Origin of the sequence: Enterococcus sp. 9D6_DIV0238, assembly GCF_002174455.2 — a bacterium.
In the GTDB taxonomy this organism is placed as follows: Bacteria; Bacillota; Bacilli; order Lactobacillales; family Enterococcaceae; genus Enterococcus_L; species Enterococcus_L dunnyi.
The window spans coordinates 2,641,097-2,659,263 of sequence record NZ_CP147246.1 but is presented as its reverse complement, the minus strand read 5'-3'; the positions used below and the strand labels follow the sequence as shown (position 1 = coordinate 2,659,263).

The window sequence follows — 18,167 nt, the reverse complement described above, 5'->3', positions numbered from 1 at the left end:
TTAAAGTCTGAGCAAAAACTATAAAACAGTTTTTGTTCAGACTTTTTTTGTTTTTTCAGCTGGAACATGTTTCTCAAAACCGCAAAACTATTTTAAAAAAAGAAAAACTCCCTTATAGTATGTATGTAAACGTATTCAATCATTCGAAAAAGACGGCCACTTTTTTTGAATACACTACATGCACTTATTTTTATTTACCTAAACTCAGAACAAAGGAGAGATTTTTAATGAACGAATGGATCAATGAGAAAGTCCTACCCCCTGTTTTAAAATTTGTAAATACGAAAGCGATCACCGCACTAAGAAATGGGATGCTTTATACTATGCCATTTACGATCGTCGGTTCGATTTTCCTTTTATTAGCAAACCTACCGATCGAATCTGTTGCCAATTGGATCACAGAAAGTGGTCTTGTCGTTTATTTCAATCAGGCTTATGGAGCTTCATTTGCTATTATGTCTGTTTTTGCGGTTATAGGGATCGCCTATTCCTATGTTAAAACAGAAGGGTTTGAAGGATTGCCAGCTGGGATGATTTCTCTTGTTGTGTTTATCTTATTCATGTCTGCTGAAATCACAGATGCAGAAAGCGGTGTAACGATTGGCAACATCATCAATAAAGACTGGACTGCTGGAAAAGGAATGATCACAGCAATCATCGTTGGATTGATCGTTGGTTGGGTATACAGCTGGTTCTTACGTCATGATATCCGCATCAAATTGCCTGAAGCTGTACCAGAAAACGTAGCAAACTCATTTACAGCCTTGATTCCAGCGGGTGCTTTGATCACTGGTGCGATGTTTGTCTATATTTTCTTTGATAAAGTCTTTAATACAACATTCTTTGATTTTATTTATGAGGTACTTCAATCTCCGCTTCAAGGGGTTACTGATTCATTAGGCGGCGCATTAGTTCTCGGCTTCTTAGTTCCTTTATTCTGGTTCTTCGGCGTTCACGGTTCAACGATCGTCGGTGGAATCATGGGTCCTATCTTACAAGCAAACTCTTTAGAAAATACAGATATTTTAAAAGCCGGTAAAGAATTGACTGTTGCTAATGGCGGTCATATCGTTACCCAACAATTTTTAGATCAATTCTTGACCGTAACTGGTGCTGGGATGACGATCGGTTTAGTGGTTTATATGGTATTTTTTGCAAAATCTGCACAATTCAAACAATTGGGTCGTCTATCCATCGGACCAGCAGTCTTCAATATCAATGAGCCGATCACTTTTGCCACACCGATCGTAATGAATCCAATCATGGCGATTCCATTTATTTTGACACCGGTCGTTTCTTCGATCATTACGTATTTTGCTTTGTATACAGGTTTAGTTCCATTATTTACAGCCGTTCAAGTTCCTTGGACAACACCTCCGATCATTTCTGGATTATTAGTAGGCGGTTGGCAAGCAGCCTTGTTACAAGCATTTGTTTTAACGGTTGGTTTCTTTATCTACTTACCGTTCGCTAGAAAAATGGATGCAATCAACTATGCTCAAGAAACAAATCAACCGATCACAGAAGAAACATTGGAAGAAATCGAAGCACAAGCGTAACCTTTTTAAGCTAAGTTACCGACTAGTTCTCTCGCACAACTGATCCGTTCAAATGTTTCCTCCCAGTTGTGCAGAGATCTTTTTTTATAAAAATAGTAAATGCTGCAAGGAGTAGATTAGATGTCGATATTAAGAGAAAATTTCCTTTGGGGCGGCGCTGTTGCTGCTCATCAATTAGAAGGTGGTTGGGATCAAGATGGTAAAGGAATCAGCGTAGCTGATGTAATGACTGTCGGAGCAAATGGTGTTCCTAGGAGAATCACAGATGGCGTTTTAGCTGGGGAAAATTACCCAAACCATGAAGCAATCGATTTTTATCATCATTATAAAGAAGACGTAAAATTATTTGCCGATCTTGGATTGAATTGCTTCAGAACATCGATTGCCTGGACACGGATTTTTCCTAACGGAGATGAAGCTGAGCCAAATGAAGCAGGCCTTCAGTTCTACGATGATTTGTTTGATGAATGTTTAAAATATGGGATCGAACCTGTCATTACTTTATCTCACTTTGAAATGCCTTATCATCTAGTGACAGAATACGGCGGCTGGCGTAATCGGAAAATGATCGACTTTTTTGCTAAATTTGCCCGAGTTTGTTTTGAGCGTTATAAAGATAAAGTCACGTATTGGATGACCTTCAATGAAATCAACAATCAAGCGAATTATGCGGAAGATTTTGCGCCTTTTACCAACTCTGGGATCAAGTATCAAGATGGAGAAAACCGTGAGAAAATCATGTACCAAGCGGCTCATTATGAATTAGTAGCCAGTGCTCAGGCAGTCAGGATCGGTCATGAGATCAATCCTGATTTTCAAATCGGTTGTATGATCGCCATGTGCCCGATTTATCCTTATTCTTGTGATCCAAAAGATATGATGGCTTCAGTCAGTGCCATGCAAAAACGTTATTGGTTTACAGATGTTCATGTCCGCGGACATTATCCGAGTTTTATCGAAAAATATCTTGCCCGTAAAGGTTTTGATTTAGATATTTCTGAACAAGACTTAGCTGATTTGACACAAGGCTGTGTAGACTATATTGGTTTCAGCTACTACATGTCTTTTGCGATCAAAGATCAGGAGAAAGGACCTGCCTTTGACTATGATGAATCAAAAGATCTAGTCAAAAATCCTTATGTAGAAGCATCTGACTGGGGCTGGCAAATCGATCCTTTAGGTATGCGTTATGCAATGAACTGGTTTAATGAACGTTATGAATTGCCACAGTTTATCGTGGAAAATGGTTTTGGTGCCATCGATGAAATCGAACCCGACGGCACGATCAACGATCAGTATCGAATCGATTATTTGAAAGCGCATATCGAAATGATGAAAGAAGCTGTTGAATACGATGGAATTCCACTGATTGGCTATACACCTTGGGGCTTTATCGATTTAGTTTCGGCGGGAACAGGTGAGATGAAAAAACGTTACGGCTTTATCTATGTGGATAAAGATAATGAAGGCCAAGGAACCTTGGCACGTTCTAAGAAAAAATCATTTGACTGGTATCAACAAGTGATCAAGAGTAACGGTGAAGAATTATAAATTAAAAAGAGGTGAAGCAGAGGATCTGCTTCACCTCTTTTTTTATTTAATGAATCGTCCTGTAATCGATTCACTAAATTGAATATCAGCTGGTTGACCTTCAAACATGATCTGCCCACCTTGATTCCCGCCATCAGGTCCAATATCCACAATCCAATCTCCTTGCTTGATCAAATCGATATGATGTTCAATGACCACAACAGTATTTCCTTGATCTACCAAATGATCCATGATTTCCATTAAATGATCGATATCTGATAAATGAAGACCCGTTGAAGGCTCATCCAGCACATAAATACTCCCTTTTTTATAAAACTCACTGGCTAATTTCATCCGTTGACACTCTCCACCTGATAAAGTACTCGTTGGCTGGCCTAATGTCAAATAGCCCAAACCGACTTGCTCCATCGCACGAAGCTTTTTCAAGACAACTGGCTCCTTAAAGAAATCCAAAGCCTCTTCAACTGTTAAATTCAGCACCTCCGTAATAGATTTCTCCTGAAAACGATAATCAAGAACTTCTTGTTTGAAGCGTTTGCCCTGACAAACATCGCATTCTGTTTTCACTGCATCCATAAAGGCCAGATTCATTTCAATATACCCCTGCCCTTTACATTTCTCACAGCCGCCTTTTGAATTGTAGCTAAATAAAGAAGCTGACACGTTATTAGCTTTACCAAAGCCCTTTCTAATCGTATCCATAATTCCGATATAAGTCGCTGGATTGGAACGGGAGTTGGTTTGTGCAGCTGCTTGATCAATAATGATCGTTTCAGGATATGAAGCTAAAAACGAATCTTTGACTAAGGTACTCTTTCCTGAACCAGCCACACCAGTGATCATCGTCAAGGTCTGTTTAGGTACACGCAAAGCTGTCTCTTTCAAATTATGCAGACTAGATGGACGACCTTGATAGAACTCTTCTACCGGTCGAACTGCCTGTTTAAGCTTTGTTTGATTTTTTAAGTATTTACCAGTCAAGGTCTCTGATTCAAGCAAAGCTGTATAACTACCTTCAAACATGATTTCTCCACCATGCTTTCCTGCATGAGGTCCTACTTCGATCACATGATCGGCGATCTTTATCACATCAGGATCATGTTCGATCACAATAACGGTATTTCCCTTATCTCTTAATTTAAACAAAAGCTCATTTAAACGATGGACATCACGCGGATGCAGACCAATGCTAGGCTCATCGAATATGTAGATCAAATCGACTAAACTATTATTTAAATGTTTGACCATCTTGACACGCTGAGATTCTCCTCCAGATAACGTTGTCGTTGCTCTGTCCAAACTTAAATACCCTAAACCAATTTCAACAAGATGTCCAATTTTTTCTTGTAGATTATTCAATACTGGCTGAGCTTCCCGCAATTGGATCATCTTTAATGTTTCCATGAGTTTTGTTACTTCCATTGCCATAAGGTCAGCAATAGAATGACCTGCGACCTTTACTGCCAGAGACTCCTGAGACAAACGTTTGCCTTTACATAATGGACAGCACGCTTCAACTGTATATTCTTCGATCAGTTTTTGTGTTCGCGCAGTCAATTCTCCTTCTTTTTGTAAATACAATCGATTAAATTTAGTAAAAAGCCCTTCATAGCTCAAATTGTAGCCATCCACCTGGATCTTGAAATCTTTAGCGTAAAGCAAATTCTCCAGTTCTTCTTCTGTATACGCTTCAATTTTTTTATCGTTGTCGAAAAGTCCAGAGTCTAAATAGCCTTTCATATACCATTCTGTATTTTTAAAAACAGAAAATTGAACAGCTCCGTCGTTCAATGATCTAGAACGATCTAAAAATTTTTCTTCATTGATCTGAACTGTTTTTCCAATTCCTTGACATTTTGGGCACATCCCAGCTTGATCGTTAAATGAAAAGTAATTAGCGGTACCGATACTTGGCTGACCAAACCTTGAAAACAAAACCCGCAACAATGGATTGATATCTGTGATCGTTCCAAGTGTAGAGCGAGAATTTCCTCCCAATCGTTTTTGATTGATGACCACTGATGTCGCTAAATTTTCAATACTGTCTACATCCGGCTGCTGATATTTCGGCAGAAAATTTTGGACAAAAGCACTGAATGTTTCATTCAACTGTCTTTGTGATTCGTTTGCAATCGTTTCAAAAACAATTGAGGACTTTCCTGATCCGGATACTCCTGTAAAAACAGTGATTTTTCGCTTAGGGATCGAAACAGAAACATTTTTCAAATTATTTTCTCTTGCCCCATTGATCACTACATATTCTGTCATACTATTCCTCCTTAAATGTAAAAGTGAAACAAATCGTTTAATCCTGTAGAAAATTAGGAAATTGACTTTGAGGCATTTCTTGCCTCACTGACAATTTATCTATTTTCCTAAGGATTGATTTGTGCAGCTAGATAGCATCAATGATCAACACTTTCTTACGAAAGTCTTGTACTGTTCATCATCAGCTCAATTTCTTTCGCTGTGATTCTCAGCAAAAGCGGAACAAATCGCTTAATCCTGTAGAAAATTAGGAAATTAACATTGAGGTGCTTGTTGCCTCACTGGCAATTTATCTATTTTCCTAAGGATTGATTTGTGCAGCTAGATACCACTAGACTAACCTTATCGTAGCACATTCGTGCAAGTTCTAAGGTTATGAATTACAAAGTTATTTTTATCAGTTATAATAGACTCAAAACTTTGTTATCCGGAGGAATAGTTGATGATTCGCCCAATCGATATTGCACGAGAATTAAATATCAGTACCAGCTTATTACGCCATTACGAAAAAAATCAACTACTTCCCATACCTAAGAGAAGTAAGAGTGGTTATCGTCTGTATACAGAAGAAAGTCTCCACTACTTTCGAGCGATCCGAACAACAACGATCACATATGGTTATCATGCAACTAAAAAAATCATGACTGCTCTTCAAAAAGAAAAATTTACAGAAGCTTTTTGGCTATTGAATGAAGAACAAGTAAAATTGAATCAGCGCAAAAAGATTTCTGATCAAACCTTAGCATTGCTTCATGAAGAGGAGTGGCAGGAAATAAACCAAATGCCAAATAGAGGATGGTTAACGATTGGAGAAGCAGCTGAACGTTTGGCAATCACAGAAACCTCCATTCGTCACTGGACGAAAGAGCAACTCCTTGACGTTCCTCGTGATCCAGAGAGTAATTATCGAATGTTTGATGAGCACGCAATTCAACAGTTATTATTTATTCGTATGATCCGTGCCTCTACTTGGTCACTGGATGAGGTTCGGGAAATCCTTACTCAGTTTCAGGCAGATTCACCTAAGCGAATGATTGAGCTTGCAGAACAATCCCTACGGGCGCTCAATGAATTACTTAAACGTCAAATGATTTCTACCAAATATATTTATGCACTGATTCAGTTCTTAGAGCCGGATTTTTTTGAAGATTTTCCTAGCTCTGATTTTTATTAAAAAATAGAGTCCTGAACAAAACTAGAAAAGAGTTTTGTTCAGGACTCTATTTAACTCTTGATAAACAGCAACAAAAGCAACACCATGAGTAATAGGAACTGAATTCTTCAGTCCGATTTTCTTCTACTCTTGATTCAACACTTTATCTTGAATGAGTCCACTAGCTTTCATGAACATATACGTCACGACCGGCCCCACAAAGGTAAAGCCATGCTTTTTCATATCTTTAGCTACATGTTTCGATAGCGGGGTGATATTAGGTACCTCATATGCTTCTTCATAAACATTCAAATGGGGAACACCGCCAACAAAATCCCACATATACTCAGCAAAGCTGCCATATTCTTTTTGTACTGCTAAAATCGCTTGAGCATTTTGAATCGTCGCATTGATTTTTCTTGGGTTGCGAATCATTTCAGGATCCTGCATGACTTTTTCCACATCATCGGGCATCATTGCAGCCACTTTTTGAATATCCATATTGTGGAAATTTCTTAAAAAAGCATCTAATTTACCAGCTGCAGCCTTCCAGCTCAATCCTGCTTGAAAGGTACCTACCGTTAATAAAATAAAAAGCAAGCGGTCATCGTGGGTAGGCTTCCCCCATTGGTTGTGGTACCAATCAAATTTTGATGGTTGGTTCTTCCTCATTCTTCTCTCCTACAAATCACTATTTCTCTTATCATAACATAAAAAAATAGTAGCATGCGCTCATGGTTCTCCATAAAAAAGAGTTTGACTATCAGTCAAACTCTAAATGTGTAGCTTTATTTTAATAAATCTATCATCGCTTTTGAAATATCATTAGCCTTTAAGCCGTAGACTTCTTTCAAATAATCCAATTTACCTACTTGACCGAATTGCTCTTTTACACCGATCCGTTTCATTTTTGTTGGATGATTTTCAGCAATGATTTCTGCCACAGCACTCCCTAGTCCACCGATCACGTTATGATTTTCTGCGGTTATGATCGGGCCTAATTTGGCAGCTTCGATTACGACTTCTTCATTCATCGGCTTGATTCTAAATAAATCGATCACTTGAACGGAAATCCCTTTTTCTTCTAAATCATCCGCTGCCTGAAGCGCTTCTTCCACCATGATCCCACTAGCAAAAATGGTCCCATGTGTTCCTTTTTTCAATCTACAGTAGCCTTTTGAAAAATCTTCTTTTTCATTATACAGTGACTTTGCCTGCTTGCGTATCGTACGAATATAAAATAATCCTTTTGCCGTATGAGCATAGGTCAAAATGGCTTTAAATTGATACGGATCTGATACTTCATAGATATTGTTTCCTGGAATCACCCGCATTAATGCTATATCTTCAAACGGCATGTGCGTACCGCCATTCATTTCAGCTGTAACACCCGGGTCTGTTCCAACGATGACTGCATGATTTTTGGCATACCCAAGGGAAAGAAATACTTGATCGAATGAGCGTCTCGTTGCAAAGGGCGCAAAGGTATGGATAAATGGAATAAATCCCGTTACAGCTAATCCAGCAGCCGCACTCATTTCCTGAGCTTCCATGATGCCTACATTGATATAACGATCGCCTAGCTTTTCTTTTAATTTGCTGGTTCCCATCGAACTTGCCAAATCAGCTTCTAAAGCTAAAATTTTTTGATCTTTTTCTGCTAGCCCTTGTATTGTTTGGGTATAAACTTGACGCATTTCTAAGTCTTTCATTACTGCTTCACCTCGATCTTTTTAGCTAAGCTTTCAATCGATTCTTTGATCGCGATTTTAGTTGCTTCATCCGGACGAATATGATGGTTATCCATCAGCTCTTCAAAATAAGGAACACCTTGTCCTTTTACTGTATCTAAAACGATCGCTGTAGGAGCACCTTTTCCCTTTTTTGCTTGATCGATCGCAGCTTCAATAGCAGACACATCTCTCCCATTCACCCGCCAACTATTAAAGCCAAACGCCCGCATTTTCTCAACAAAATCAAAAGGATCACAAATGTCTGTGGTATAACCGTCCAACTGTTTTTTATTATCGTCGATCAACACGATCAAATGATCCAATTTTTGATGTGCGGCAAATTGAAAAGCTTCCCAGCATTGTCCTTCGTTTAATTCTCCATCACCCACAACTGCAAAAGTATAATTTTCTTTGCCTAACAGCTGGTTGCCTTTTGCGATTCCTGTTGCAGCTGAGATTCCTTGTCCAAGTGATCCAGTGGTCATGTCTACCCCAGGCGTTTTGATTCGGTCAGGGTGCGAAGGTAAATTAGTGCCATTTTGATTGAGGCTAAAAAGAAACGCTTCATCAAAATATTCTTTCAAAAACAACGTAGCATAGAGCGCGGGTCCAGCATGTCCTTTCGACAAAACAAAATAGTCACGGTCTGGATCATCTCGTTTTTCTGCTGAAACGTTCATAACTTTTCCATACAAGACAGCCAATGTTTCAACGATAGACAAGCTGCCGCCAAAATGACCAAAGCCTAAATGGTCCAACTCCCGCATCGTATAATAACGAATCTGATCCGCAAATTTTTGGATATCCATTATGCTGCCTCCTTCGCTTCAGTCCCTTTTTTCTTGCCGAAGACCGTTAACCCGATCAATAACGCTAATACTGCTAACACGCCAGCAACAACTGCAATTTGTCCACCCATATCCGCTAATTTTCCAAGGAAAATCCCTGTTACTCCATAATCGGTATCAGAGAATGTCGATCCTTGGAAGCCAAGATCGCCCATGACTGGCATCAATAGAATCGGCATGAAACTGATGATCACCCCATGGATAAATGAACCTACCACTGCTCCGCGTACACCGCCTGTGGCATTGCCAAAAACACCTGCCGTTGCACCACAGAAGAAATGCGGCACCACACCTGGAATGATCACGGTCGTACCTGTTGCCACCATGATGAGCAAACTCACGATTCCACCTACAAAACTAGTTAAAAAGCCGATCAACACAGCATTTGGTGCATATGGAAAGACGATTGGGCAATCCAATGCTGGTATCGAATTTGGCACTAATTTTTCTGAGATTCCTTTGAACGCCGGAACGATTTCCGCTAAGATCAAACGAACACCTGCAAGGATCACAAACACGCCCGCTGCAAACATTCCTGCTTGCTGTAAAGCATAAATAATGTAATTTGTGCCATCACTAAGGTTTTCTGAGATAAACGTGTTTCCTGCAAATAATGCGACAATCGTATATACGATCCCCATCGTTAACGTAATACTAACTGTGGAATCTCGTAAAAACGCGAGCCCTTTAGGAAAATTGATATCCTCTGTTGATTTTTCTTTGTTTCCAACATATTTTCCAATAAACCCACTAAGCGCATAACCAAAGTTTCCTGTATGCCCTAAGGCTACAGAATCATTCTTAGTGATTTGTTTGGTAAATGGTTGGGCAATTGCTGGAAAAATCGTATTTGCCAAGCCTAAAGCCAAACCGCCAACCAAAACTAATGGCACAGCGCTCATTTTTGTCACACTCATGATGACTGCGATCATACACGCCATATAAAGCGTTGCATGGCCAGTTAAATAAATGTATTTAAATTTAGTGATGCGGGCGATCAAAATATTGAAGGCCATACCAACTAACATGATCAATGCTGTATAAGTGCCGTATTTCGTCAAAGCTAATGCTACGATCGCTTCGTTGTTCGGTACAACGCCTTGCATATTGAATGCATGCTGAAACATTTCTCCAAACGGAGCTAATGAGCCTTCAATGACTCCTGCTCCTGCAGTGACGACTAAAAAGCCAACAAACGTTTTGATCCCTCCACGTACAACATCAAAAATCGGCTTTTTCTGTAACCCTAACCCCAGCACTGCAATCAAAGCGACCAAAATTGCTGGTGTACTTGCGATATCGATCAGTATATTTAATACCCCATTCATTGATTTTCCCTCACTTTCTTTTCCTTAAAACGCGCCTATGTTCTTTGATCATCGTTATAACAGTTCATTTTCAACACAAACAGCTCTAACCTTTTCCCGCAATTCATCCATATCGATAATGCTGTCCAGTACCACGACATTGCCCAAATGCTGGGCACTATCTGCAAGATCTCCTGCTACAAAGAAGACATCTGCCAAATCAGGTGTAGCACTTCCCATATCATAATGAGCGACCTCAATGCCTGTTACTCCCAGTTCATTCAACACACTGTTGATATTCATTTCCACCATAAAACTAGATCCTAATCCTGATCCGCACACCGCTGCCATTCTCATAATAATTCTCCTTCCTTTAATAGCGCCATGATCGTTTGTTGATCTGTCGCTGCCAATAATTTTTCTAAATTGTCTTTATTTGAAAGTATTTTGGTCAAACTAGCTAAAGCTTTTAAATGCATCTCATTATCGATGGCTGCCAAACAGATAAAAATCGTGATTTCATGTTTGGGATCATCTAAAAGCTCGATCGGTTCACTCACTTTTAACAACGACATCCCTAATTGTTTGACACCATCTTCTGGTCTGGCATGCGGCAAAGCAATCCCTTTGCCAATGTGAATGAAGGCACCATAGTCTTTGACCTTTTGGATCATTGCTTCTATATAATGATCGGTTATTTTTTCTTGTTTTAATAATGGGGCTGCCGCATAAGTAATGGCTTCTTCCCAATTCATTTTTTCATCCGTCAATTGGATCATTTCTTCGGTCAGCAACTCAGATAACATTGGTTTCTCATCTTCTTTCACTTTCAATTTTTTGATCATTTTACGATTTAAAATTCGATAGATTTTTTCTTTTGTGACGCCTTTTTTCAGTTCCACATACGGCAAGAGTGTTTCGATGATCTCATCCACAGAAGGAACGACAATTCCTGGAATCAATAAATCCTCCTGCACACACCGCATCAAATTGTTCTTCTCTAATTGCGACATGATCGGTTTGACGAGATACACATTCTTAGGAATCGTCAGTGGAACACTTGAAAAGATCACATCATACTCTGTCTCAGAGATATTTTCCAGCTGGTCAACAGTTGTCGTTAAACTAAAATCGATCGTCGGAAACAATTCTTTCAATTCAGACTGCATGATCAATGATGAACTGATTCCGCTGGGACATAAAACAAGCGCTTTGTATCGAATCACCCGGTTCAATTCCCGCTGATTGCCGATTTCTCCACCAAACAAAATAGTAAAATAGCCAATTTCTTCATCTGGAATTTTTTCTCCGGTCAGTACTTCTAAAGGATGCAGCGCGCGCTTAGTCAAAGCAAATATTTCACCATATTGTTCCTTGATCTCCTCAATCAACACATTAGATAACGAAAAATGATACTTGATCCGAAAAAAAGCAGGGACTAGATGGTAAAAAAGATCCAATAACAACTTGCGGTACGCTTTAAATTCGATCGCCGCTAAACGCTCCATTTCATGAATGATCTGACTAGCGCATTCCAATAAGAACTCTAAAGCCGTTTCTCTAACCTCACCTTGAATGATCGTCATAAAGATCAGTGAACAATAAAACGCCTCATCACTAGAATATTCAACTGTCGGAAACTGAGCTAAAAAATCCTGACTGCCTTGAAATACGGTCAATTGACTCAGCCATTTTTTACTTTCCTCATCTATTAAGACAGACTGTTTTGAATGTCGGTATAATATATAGGCTAAAAAATAGACTGTTTCTTCGATTCGGCTAGGCACGATCGACCAGTCATATTTTTTGATCGTTTCAAATAAATGAAAACGAACATCTGCTTCAACTGTTTTCGATTGTGTTAGTAAAGCTTTTTTCAAGCCCCATTTTCCTGCTTGTGTTCCAATGATTTTTGTGATCATCTCATGTGCTTTAAGGCGCAGCTGATTTTCCTGACCAGCCAAATGAAACCCAAGTTTCCTTGAATAGTCCAATGTGATACAGTCTTCTGAAAGAGCATCACGCAGTTTTTTGATATCTGATAAGATCGTATTTTTACTTACTTGAAAAAAATCTTGATAGTGGAAAACAGATAAATCTTCTTTTTCTAAAAATGTCAAAAGATATAATAGCGCCTGTCGTTCCTGTTCAGAATAACAAATGTCCCATTCGTGTTTGCCAAATTGTATTTCCAACCACAGCTCTGTCAGCTGATCCGAAAAATAGACACGATCCTTTTGCCAAATCATTGGTTGATAAGAATTCTCCTGTAAAAATTCATTGATCTTGCCTAGCTGATCGATCACTACTTCTGTTGTCAAACCTGTTTTCTCATTGATTTCTTGAATGGAGTAACCCACTCCGGCCGGCATTGCGATAAGATAACTCATTCGATAATCAATCATATGTGTTCCTCCTGTTTCCACTATATAATGTAAACGCTACAAACGAAAGAAGTCTTGGGTCTAATCTATTTTTTATTTTTCAAAAGAATTGGACTTAACTAAAAAAATAACAAAATAGCTATGGAAGTCAACGAAGAATTGATTCCATAGCTATTTTGTTTATAAAGAGAGCGGAACAAAACTAAAAAGCAGTTTTGTTTCGCTCTTTAAACTCAAATAAACAGCGAGAAAAAAGCAGTTCCTTTGGAAATAAGGAGCTAAACACTTTTGTCTCAGCCTCGATTATTACGCTGTTAAAGCCAAGCTAAACACTCAACCTCATCCAGATCAAGACCATAGCGTTGCGGTGAATCAGCGATCACTTGCTTAACTTCGTTTATTTGAGCCGATTCTTTTACCAGCACATCGATTCCTGCTGGCGTCAGAAATGACCGTTCGAATTTGATCACCAAAATCGTCTCTGTCAAGGCTATGATCGACCAGCGACTGCTCAATACTTTTAAGATTCCTACACCTCGCCAGACAAATGAATTCTGCTTCCAAGTATCTTTTCCAATAATCGTTTTGCTTTTTCCCTGCTGATTTTTATAGCAAACTGTATCTAAAAAAATGAGCGGATCGACGGATAAAAGCTTATAAGAAATCATTGGCTGCCGACGTTTTCCTGACAGCCACAAAGGAAAGGTCGTTCCTTTTATCAACCAGTTTCCTGACAATGCTTTAGCTTTCTTTTCCACGTCTCAACCACCTTTCCTATTGACGCCTTTCAACAAGCAAAGAGCTGATTATTTATCTGGTGTCTCATCTTTCTTATAGGTTATAACATGAGCGTTTTTATTTTCTGCAATTTCTTTCGCTCTATTTACCGCCTGCTCTTTCGTGCCGAAGGAATCTGCTGCTTTTTTAGCGTTTTTCGTTTGAACATACCAGCGATCGTCTTCATAATAAACCAACACGTCATTGTCCAAAAGATCTGTATTGATTTTGTTTGGGTGTCTATCGTTTTTTTGCGGATCAGCTGCGTGCTTAAATGCTGTTTTCTCCGAGTCAGACGCTTCAGCATACCATTTTTTTGCTTGAGAGATAGCAATCGGAATGGCATCACCTTCGGGATACCCTTCACTCACAAGCGCATTGACAATATCGATAGCCTTTTTCTTAAGAAGCGGTTCAAAATGTTTGAATGACGCTGGATAATCATTTAGATCCCAAGGCATAAGTCAGCTCTCCTTTCTTATGCAAAAAAGCTTCCGCCAGTAATGGCATACACTTGTCCGGTGACATAGCTGGCTTCGTCAGAGGCTAAAAAGACATATACAGCAGCTAATTCAGCTGGCTGGCCTGCTCTTTGAAGCAACTCATTTTGACCAAATTCCGGAATCTTCTCTTGCGGCTGTCCTCCGCAAATCTGCAAAGCCGTCCAAATCGGACCTGGCGCCACAGTATTGACACGAATGCCAGATGCGGCCAACTGCGCAGATAGTCCTTTACTGAACGAAGTGATCGCGCCTTTCGTCGCTGCATAATCAAGTAAATGTGCACTAGGTTCTGCACTTTGGATAGAGGTAGTGGTGATGATACTCGCTCCCTTTGGCAGATAATCCAATGCTTCCTGAACAGCCCAGTACATTGAAATGATATTCGTTGTATAGGTATCGACGATTTGTTGTGTCGATAGATCCTTGATCGATTCAACTGCTTGCTGCATCCCGGCATTCAAAACTAAAATATCTAAACCATCCAATTCCTTAGCAGCATCATGAATCAATTTTCGTGTAAAGTCTTCTTCTTTTAAATCTCCAGGAAGCAGCACTGCTTTGCGTCCTTCTGCTTCGATCAATTGTTTTACTTGCTGCGCGTCATCTTCTTCAAAAGGCAGATAGTTGATAGCAACATCCGCACCTTCTCTCGCGTAAGCAATTGCTGCTGCACGACCGATACCGGAATCCCCGCCTGTAATCAATGCTTTGCGGCCTGTAAGTTTCCCAGACCCGTGATAAGATTCTTCCCCACAATCAGGAATAGGAGTCATTTTTTGCTGTAATGCCGGTGCTTCTTGAACTTGCTTCTCAAATTTCCCATCATAGAATTTCGTGAGCGGATTTTCAATTTTCTTCGTCATACTGATTCCTCCTAATTTTTTTGTGTAGATTAATATTTTCCTATCTATTTACCCTAATACAAAAAAGCCAGCTTCACAAATCATATGATTCTAATAAAAAATCACATTCTTTGGTTTATATAAAAGAACTACGTATAATGAAGGTTAGAGATGTTACAATAAAAATAGGTCTTAAGATGGATGTCAAAACATTTCATAAATATTACAATAACATTACACTATACTTTAATAGGGATCGTTTCGTTGGCCATCCGATGACTATTTGATGAATGAATCGTATAGTCTTTTTACAAAAAAGTATTGATGATTTTTAAATTTGAGGAGGAATTTTTATGAAGAACAGTAAATCGAAAATTGGCTTGATCGTTTTGATTGGTGTCATTTTATTAGGGGTATTCGGTGTCAGTCAATATAACGGCTTAGCTAAAAAAGAACAATCAGTAGAATCACAGTGGAGTCAAGTAGAAAATGTAATGCAGCGTCGGGCCGACCTAGTCCCTAACTTAGTCAATAGTGTTAAGGGCAGCATGCAGCAAGAGCAAAAAGTCTTTGGCGATATCGCTAAAGCACGTGAAGCATACGGCTCAGCAAACAATGACTCAGATAAAATCAAAGCCAGTCAGGAGTTAGATCAATCGGTTGGTACATTGATCAATGTCATCAACGAAAGTTATCCGGAATTAAAATCAAATGATAATGTCCAAACATTGATGACACAACTTGAAGGAACTGAGAATAGAATCTCAGTTGAGCGTAAACGATACAATGATGTTGTGAAGGAATACAATGAACAAGTCGTTTCATTCCCTAAAAATATCTTTGCAAATATGATGGGCTTAGGTAAAAAAGATTATTTTAAAGCAGATCCGACAGCTAGTAGTGTCCCTTCTGTCAATTTTGATGATTCAACCAGCACATCCAGCGGGAAGTGAAACTAAATGACTACAAATAGACGAGGCCTTTTCATCAGTGTTATTCTTTTCCTTGTCACCATTTTTGCCGGCTTTCAATTGCCGGCTTTTGCAAAAGAGCTGCCAGCAGCACCTAGTCATTTCTATTTAGATCAGCCGGGTATTCTTGATGAAACAACAAAAAACTTAGTTGATCGAAAAGGAGCAGTGTACAGGGACAAAGCTGAGGCTCCCCAAGTTGTTTTAGCCGTTATCGATTCAACGGATGGTGATAGCATCGATAGCTATGCGCCTGATCTTTTCCAAAAATGGAAAATCGGTAATCAAAAAGAAAACAATGGGATTTTGATTCTTTACGCTGTTAATGATGGCGAACGAAATGTCCGCATCGAGGTAGGATATGGGTTAGAAGATGTGATAACAGATAGCCTTGCGGGAAATATTCTGCAGCAGGCAAAAGATGATTTAAAATCGAACGATCCAGCTGCGATCAACAAAGGATTACAATATACATTCAATGCTGTTACGACTTTGATCGATAAGCATTATGATTATCCAGCAGACGAAAATGCTCTGTCAGAAGATGAGCTGGATCAAGTAACTGCGGCTGATTCTGGTATTCCCGACTTTTTCTCTTTTGGGATCGTAGTGATTATCATCTTGATAGCAATCTTTGGTTCCGGCGGACGTGGTGGTCGCGGTAGACGCGGCGGTCCTTGGTATTGGGGCGGTGGCGGTTATGGCGGCGGCTTCGGCGGAGGTTCATCAAGAGGCGGTGGCGGCTTCGGCGGAGGAGGTTTCTCTGGCGGTGGTGGTTCATCCGGCGGCGGCGGTGCTAGTATTTAGACTGTTGAGTATAAAATGAATAAAAAATAGAGCAGACATTTGGATGTTTGCTCTATTTTTTTACTCTCAAAATAAAACCAGATTTAAAAATATAAAAGTATAGACATTTATAATTAAAGATGGTATATTATTTTTGTAATCGATTACAAATTTATGATAAAGGATCGTGATTTTCGTGAATGGTTTTATGGATTCTCTTGCTGAAAAAATTATGCCTTTGGCTAACAAGCTTGGGCAAAACCGTTACCTGTCTGTACTTAGAGATGCGTTTATGCTGTCTTTCCCTTTAACAATGTTTGGTTCGATCATCGTTGTGATCAATAATTTACCGTTTTTCAGCGATGCAACGAAAGGCACATTATCTTCATTATTCGGTAATGGACAAAATGCCACAATGAGTATTATGTCCGTGTTTGTCACATTCGGTATTGGCTATTATTTATCAAAATCTTACGATGTTGAAGGTATTTTCGGAGGTGCTGTTTCCTTCGCAAGTTTCCTATTATTGACGCCTTTTATGATGACAACAGCTGAAGGTGTAGAAGTTTCTGGTGTTTTATCTTTAGACCGTTTAGGCGCTAAAGGTATGTTTATTGGGATGATCGCAGCATTTTTAGCTGCTGAAATCTATTGCCGGATCACAAAAAAAGGCTGGCAAATAAAAATGCCTGATGGGGTTCCCCCAGCAGTTGCAAAATCTTTTGCCGCATTGATTCCAGCTATTTTGACTCTTTCTGTTTTCTTATTCTTAAATGCCGCTGTGACTGGTCTATTTAATACGAATCTTCATGATGTCGTGTATGAAATCATCCAAAAACCACTTGTTGGTCTAGGCAGCAGCTTGCCAGCAACACTGATTGCATTGTTCTTTGTACAATTTTTATGGTTCTTTGGTTTACATGGTCAAATCATCGTCAACTCTGTGATGGACCCAATTTGGAATACATTGATGCTGGATAACTTAGAAGCATATAAAGCAGGGCAAGATCTGCCTCATATCATTACCAAACCTTTTATGGAAACTTTTACTGTGGGGCTTGGCGGTTCTGGTATGACCTTAGCCGTTGTGTTGATCATGGCATTTATCATGAAGAAAAAACAATATCGTGATATCGGCCGTTTAAGTTTAGCACCTGGTATTTTTAACGTAAACGAACCTGCTATTTTTGGTTTACCGATCGTATTGAATGCAACGATTCTAATTCCATGGGTCATCGCGCCTTTGATCGTCACAGTCTTTAACTATCTGATCATGGCAGCAGGCATCGTACCACCGCCAACGGGGGTTTCTGTCCCTTGGACTGTACCGATCTTCTTTAGCGGTATGTTAGCTACAAACTCTATTTTAGGCGGTTTACTGCAGCTTGTAGACATGCTGATCGTCGGCTTCATCTGGTATCCATTCTTACGTATTTTAGATAAAGAGAAACTAAGTTAATTTATTCTTATGGTCACAAAGTGAAG

The 18,167-nt window shown here is 39.4% G+C and carries 16 protein-coding genes; 6 read left to right on the top strand and 10 right to left on the bottom strand.

Annotation, left to right across the window (positions count from 1 at the left end; all coding sequences use genetic code 11):
- Positions 1 to 227: 227 nt before the first annotated feature.
- Together A5889_RS12455 and A5889_RS12450 are read left to right on the top strand one after the other, a co-directional pair.
- Positions 228 to 1,559: a PTS sugar transporter subunit IIC gene (locus A5889_RS12455; RefSeq protein ID WP_087642190.1), complete on the top strand. Its 1,332-nt coding sequence runs from the start codon at positions 228 to 230 to the stop codon at positions 1,557 to 1,559.
- 120 nt (positions 1,560 to 1,679) lie between these two features.
- Positions 1,680 to 3,110: a 6-phospho-beta-glucosidase gene (locus A5889_RS12450; RefSeq protein WP_087642189.1), complete on the top strand. Its 1,431-nt coding sequence runs from the start codon at positions 1,680 to 1,682 to the stop codon at positions 3,108 to 3,110.
- A gap of 42 nt (positions 3,111 to 3,152) precedes the next feature.
- On the opposite strand, the gene A5889_RS12445 is transcribed toward A5889_RS12450, so the two are convergent.
- Positions 3,153 to 5,378, bottom strand: a complete 2,226-nt coding sequence (locus tag A5889_RS12445) for an ATP-binding cassette domain-containing protein (protein WP_087642188.1) — start codon at positions 5,376 to 5,378, stop codon at positions 3,153 to 3,155.
- Between the two features lie 442 nt (positions 5,379 to 5,820).
- Between A5889_RS12445 and A5889_RS12440 the strand changes: the two genes are divergently transcribed.
- Entirely contained in the window at positions 5,821 to 6,552 is a 732-nt protein-coding gene (locus A5889_RS12440; RefSeq protein WP_087642187.1) for a MerR family transcriptional regulator, read from the top strand.
- A gap of 123 nt (positions 6,553 to 6,675) precedes the next feature.
- Here the strand turns inward: A5889_RS12440 and A5889_RS12435 are convergent, their stop codons facing one another.
- The 9 genes from A5889_RS12435 to A5889_RS12395 all read right to left on the bottom strand — a co-directional run bounded on the left by A5889_RS12435 (position 6,676) and on the right by A5889_RS12395 (position 14,946).
- Complete coding sequence (locus A5889_RS12435) at positions 6,676 to 7,203, bottom strand: DNA-3-methyladenine glycosylase I (protein WP_087642186.1); 528 nt, start codon at positions 7,201 to 7,203, stop codon at positions 6,676 to 6,678.
- A 116-nt stretch (positions 7,204 to 7,319) separates the two neighbouring features.
- Positions 7,320 to 8,243: a transketolase family protein gene (locus A5889_RS12430; RefSeq protein ID WP_087642185.1), complete on the bottom strand. Its 924-nt coding sequence runs from the start codon at positions 8,241 to 8,243 to the stop codon at positions 7,320 to 7,322.
- Positions 8,243 to 9,073 (bottom strand): transketolase, encoded by an 831-nt coding sequence (locus A5889_RS12425; RefSeq protein WP_087642184.1) that lies wholly within the window; start codon positions 9,071 to 9,073, stop codon positions 8,243 to 8,245. The genes A5889_RS12430 and A5889_RS12425 overlap by 1 nt, the downstream gene beginning before the upstream one ends.
- Positions 9,073 to 10,440 carry a PTS ascorbate transporter subunit IIC gene (locus A5889_RS12420; protein WP_087642183.1) on the bottom strand — a complete coding sequence of 456 codons (1,368 nt, stop codon included), beginning with the start codon at positions 10,438 to 10,440 and terminating at the stop codon, positions 9,073 to 9,075. The genes A5889_RS12425 and A5889_RS12420 overlap by 1 nt, the downstream gene beginning before the upstream one ends.
- Before the next feature lie 54 nt (positions 10,441 to 10,494).
- The gene (locus A5889_RS12415) at positions 10,495 to 10,776 is read right to left on the bottom strand and encodes a PTS sugar transporter subunit IIB (RefSeq protein WP_087642182.1); all 282 of its coding nucleotides are present in this window, start codon (positions 10,774 to 10,776) and stop codon (positions 10,495 to 10,497) included.
- Entirely contained in the window at positions 10,773 to 12,824 is a 2,052-nt protein-coding gene (locus tag A5889_RS12410) for a BglG family transcription antiterminator (RefSeq protein WP_087642181.1), read from the bottom strand. Before A5889_RS12410 ends, A5889_RS12415 begins: the two co-directional genes overlap by 4 nt.
- Before the next feature lie 293 nt (positions 12,825 to 13,117).
- Positions 13,118 to 13,561: a hypothetical protein gene (locus tag A5889_RS12405; RefSeq protein ID WP_087642180.1), complete on the bottom strand. Its 444-nt coding sequence runs from the start codon at positions 13,559 to 13,561 to the stop codon at positions 13,118 to 13,120.
- 48 nt (positions 13,562 to 13,609) lie between these two features.
- Positions 13,610 to 14,041, bottom strand: coding sequence for a DUF2188 domain-containing protein (locus A5889_RS12400; RefSeq protein ID WP_087642179.1), 432 nt, complete (start codon positions 14,039 to 14,041; stop codon positions 13,610 to 13,612).
- Positions 14,042 to 14,058: 17 nt separating this feature from the next.
- Positions 14,059 to 14,946 carry an SDR family oxidoreductase gene (locus A5889_RS12395; protein ID WP_087642178.1) on the bottom strand — a complete coding sequence of 296 codons (888 nt, stop codon included), beginning with the start codon at positions 14,944 to 14,946 and terminating at the stop codon, positions 14,059 to 14,061.
- 332 nt (positions 14,947 to 15,278) lie between these two features.
- On the opposite strand from A5889_RS12395, the gene A5889_RS12390 reads away from it, so the two are divergent.
- From A5889_RS12390 to celB, 3 genes are all read left to right on the top strand, one after another.
- Entirely contained in the window at positions 15,279 to 15,878 is a 600-nt protein-coding gene (locus tag A5889_RS12390; RefSeq protein ID WP_087642177.1) for a LemA family protein, read from the top strand.
- A gap of 6 nt (positions 15,879 to 15,884) precedes the next feature.
- The gene (locus A5889_RS12385) at positions 15,885 to 16,703 is read left to right on the top strand and encodes a TPM domain-containing protein (RefSeq protein WP_087642176.1); all 819 of its coding nucleotides are present in this window, start codon (positions 15,885 to 15,887) and stop codon (positions 16,701 to 16,703) included.
- 175 nt (positions 16,704 to 16,878) lie between these two features.
- Positions 16,879 to 18,141: a PTS cellobiose transporter subunit IIC gene (gene celB / locus A5889_RS12380; protein WP_087642175.1), complete on the top strand. Its 1,263-nt coding sequence runs from the start codon at positions 16,879 to 16,881 to the stop codon at positions 18,139 to 18,141.
- Positions 18,142 to 18,167: the final 26 nt, after the last annotated feature.

Excerpts from the sequence above, each read along its gene's own strand:
- A5889_RS12455 (WP_087642190.1), top strand. The coding sequence starts at position 228 with ATGAACGAATGGATCAATGAGAAAGTCCTACCCCCTGTTTTAAAATTT.
- A5889_RS12450 (WP_087642189.1), top strand. The coding sequence starts at position 1,680 with ATGTCGATATTAAGAGAAAATTTCCTTTGGGGCGGCGCTGTTGCTGCT.
- A5889_RS12445 (WP_087642188.1), bottom strand. The coding sequence starts at position 5,378 with ATGACAGAATATGTAGTGATCAATGGGGCAAGAGAAAATAATTTGAAA.
- A5889_RS12440 (WP_087642187.1), top strand. The coding sequence starts at position 5,821 with ATGATTCGCCCAATCGATATTGCACGAGAATTAAATATCAGTACCAGC.
- A5889_RS12435 (WP_087642186.1), bottom strand. The coding sequence starts at position 7,203 with ATGAGGAAGAACCAACCATCAAAATTTGATTGGTACCACAACCAATGG.
- A5889_RS12430 (WP_087642185.1), bottom strand. The coding sequence starts at position 8,243 with ATGAAAGACTTAGAAATGCGTCAAGTTTATACCCAAACAATACAAGGG.
- A5889_RS12425 (WP_087642184.1), bottom strand. The coding sequence starts at position 9,073 with ATGGATATCCAAAAATTTGCGGATCAGATTCGTTATTATACGATGCGG.
- A5889_RS12420 (WP_087642183.1), bottom strand. The coding sequence starts at position 10,440 with ATGAATGGGGTATTAAATATACTGATCGATATCGCAAGTACACCAGCA.
- A5889_RS12415 (WP_087642182.1), bottom strand. The coding sequence starts at position 10,776 with ATGAGAATGGCAGCGGTGTGCGGATCAGGATTAGGATCTAGTTTTATG.
- A5889_RS12410 (WP_087642181.1), bottom strand. The coding sequence starts at position 12,824 with ATGATTGATTATCGAATGAGTTATCTTATCGCAATGCCGGCCGGAGTG.
- A5889_RS12400 (WP_087642179.1), bottom strand. The coding sequence starts at position 14,041 with ATGCCTTGGGATCTAAATGATTATCCAGCGTCATTCAAACATTTTGAA.
- A5889_RS12395 (WP_087642178.1), bottom strand. The coding sequence starts at position 14,946 with ATGACGAAGAAAATTGAAAATCCGCTCACGAAATTCTATGATGGGAAA.
- A5889_RS12390 (WP_087642177.1), top strand. The coding sequence starts at position 15,279 with ATGAAGAACAGTAAATCGAAAATTGGCTTGATCGTTTTGATTGGTGTC.
- A5889_RS12385 (WP_087642176.1), top strand. The coding sequence starts at position 15,885 with ATGACTACAAATAGACGAGGCCTTTTCATCAGTGTTATTCTTTTCCTT.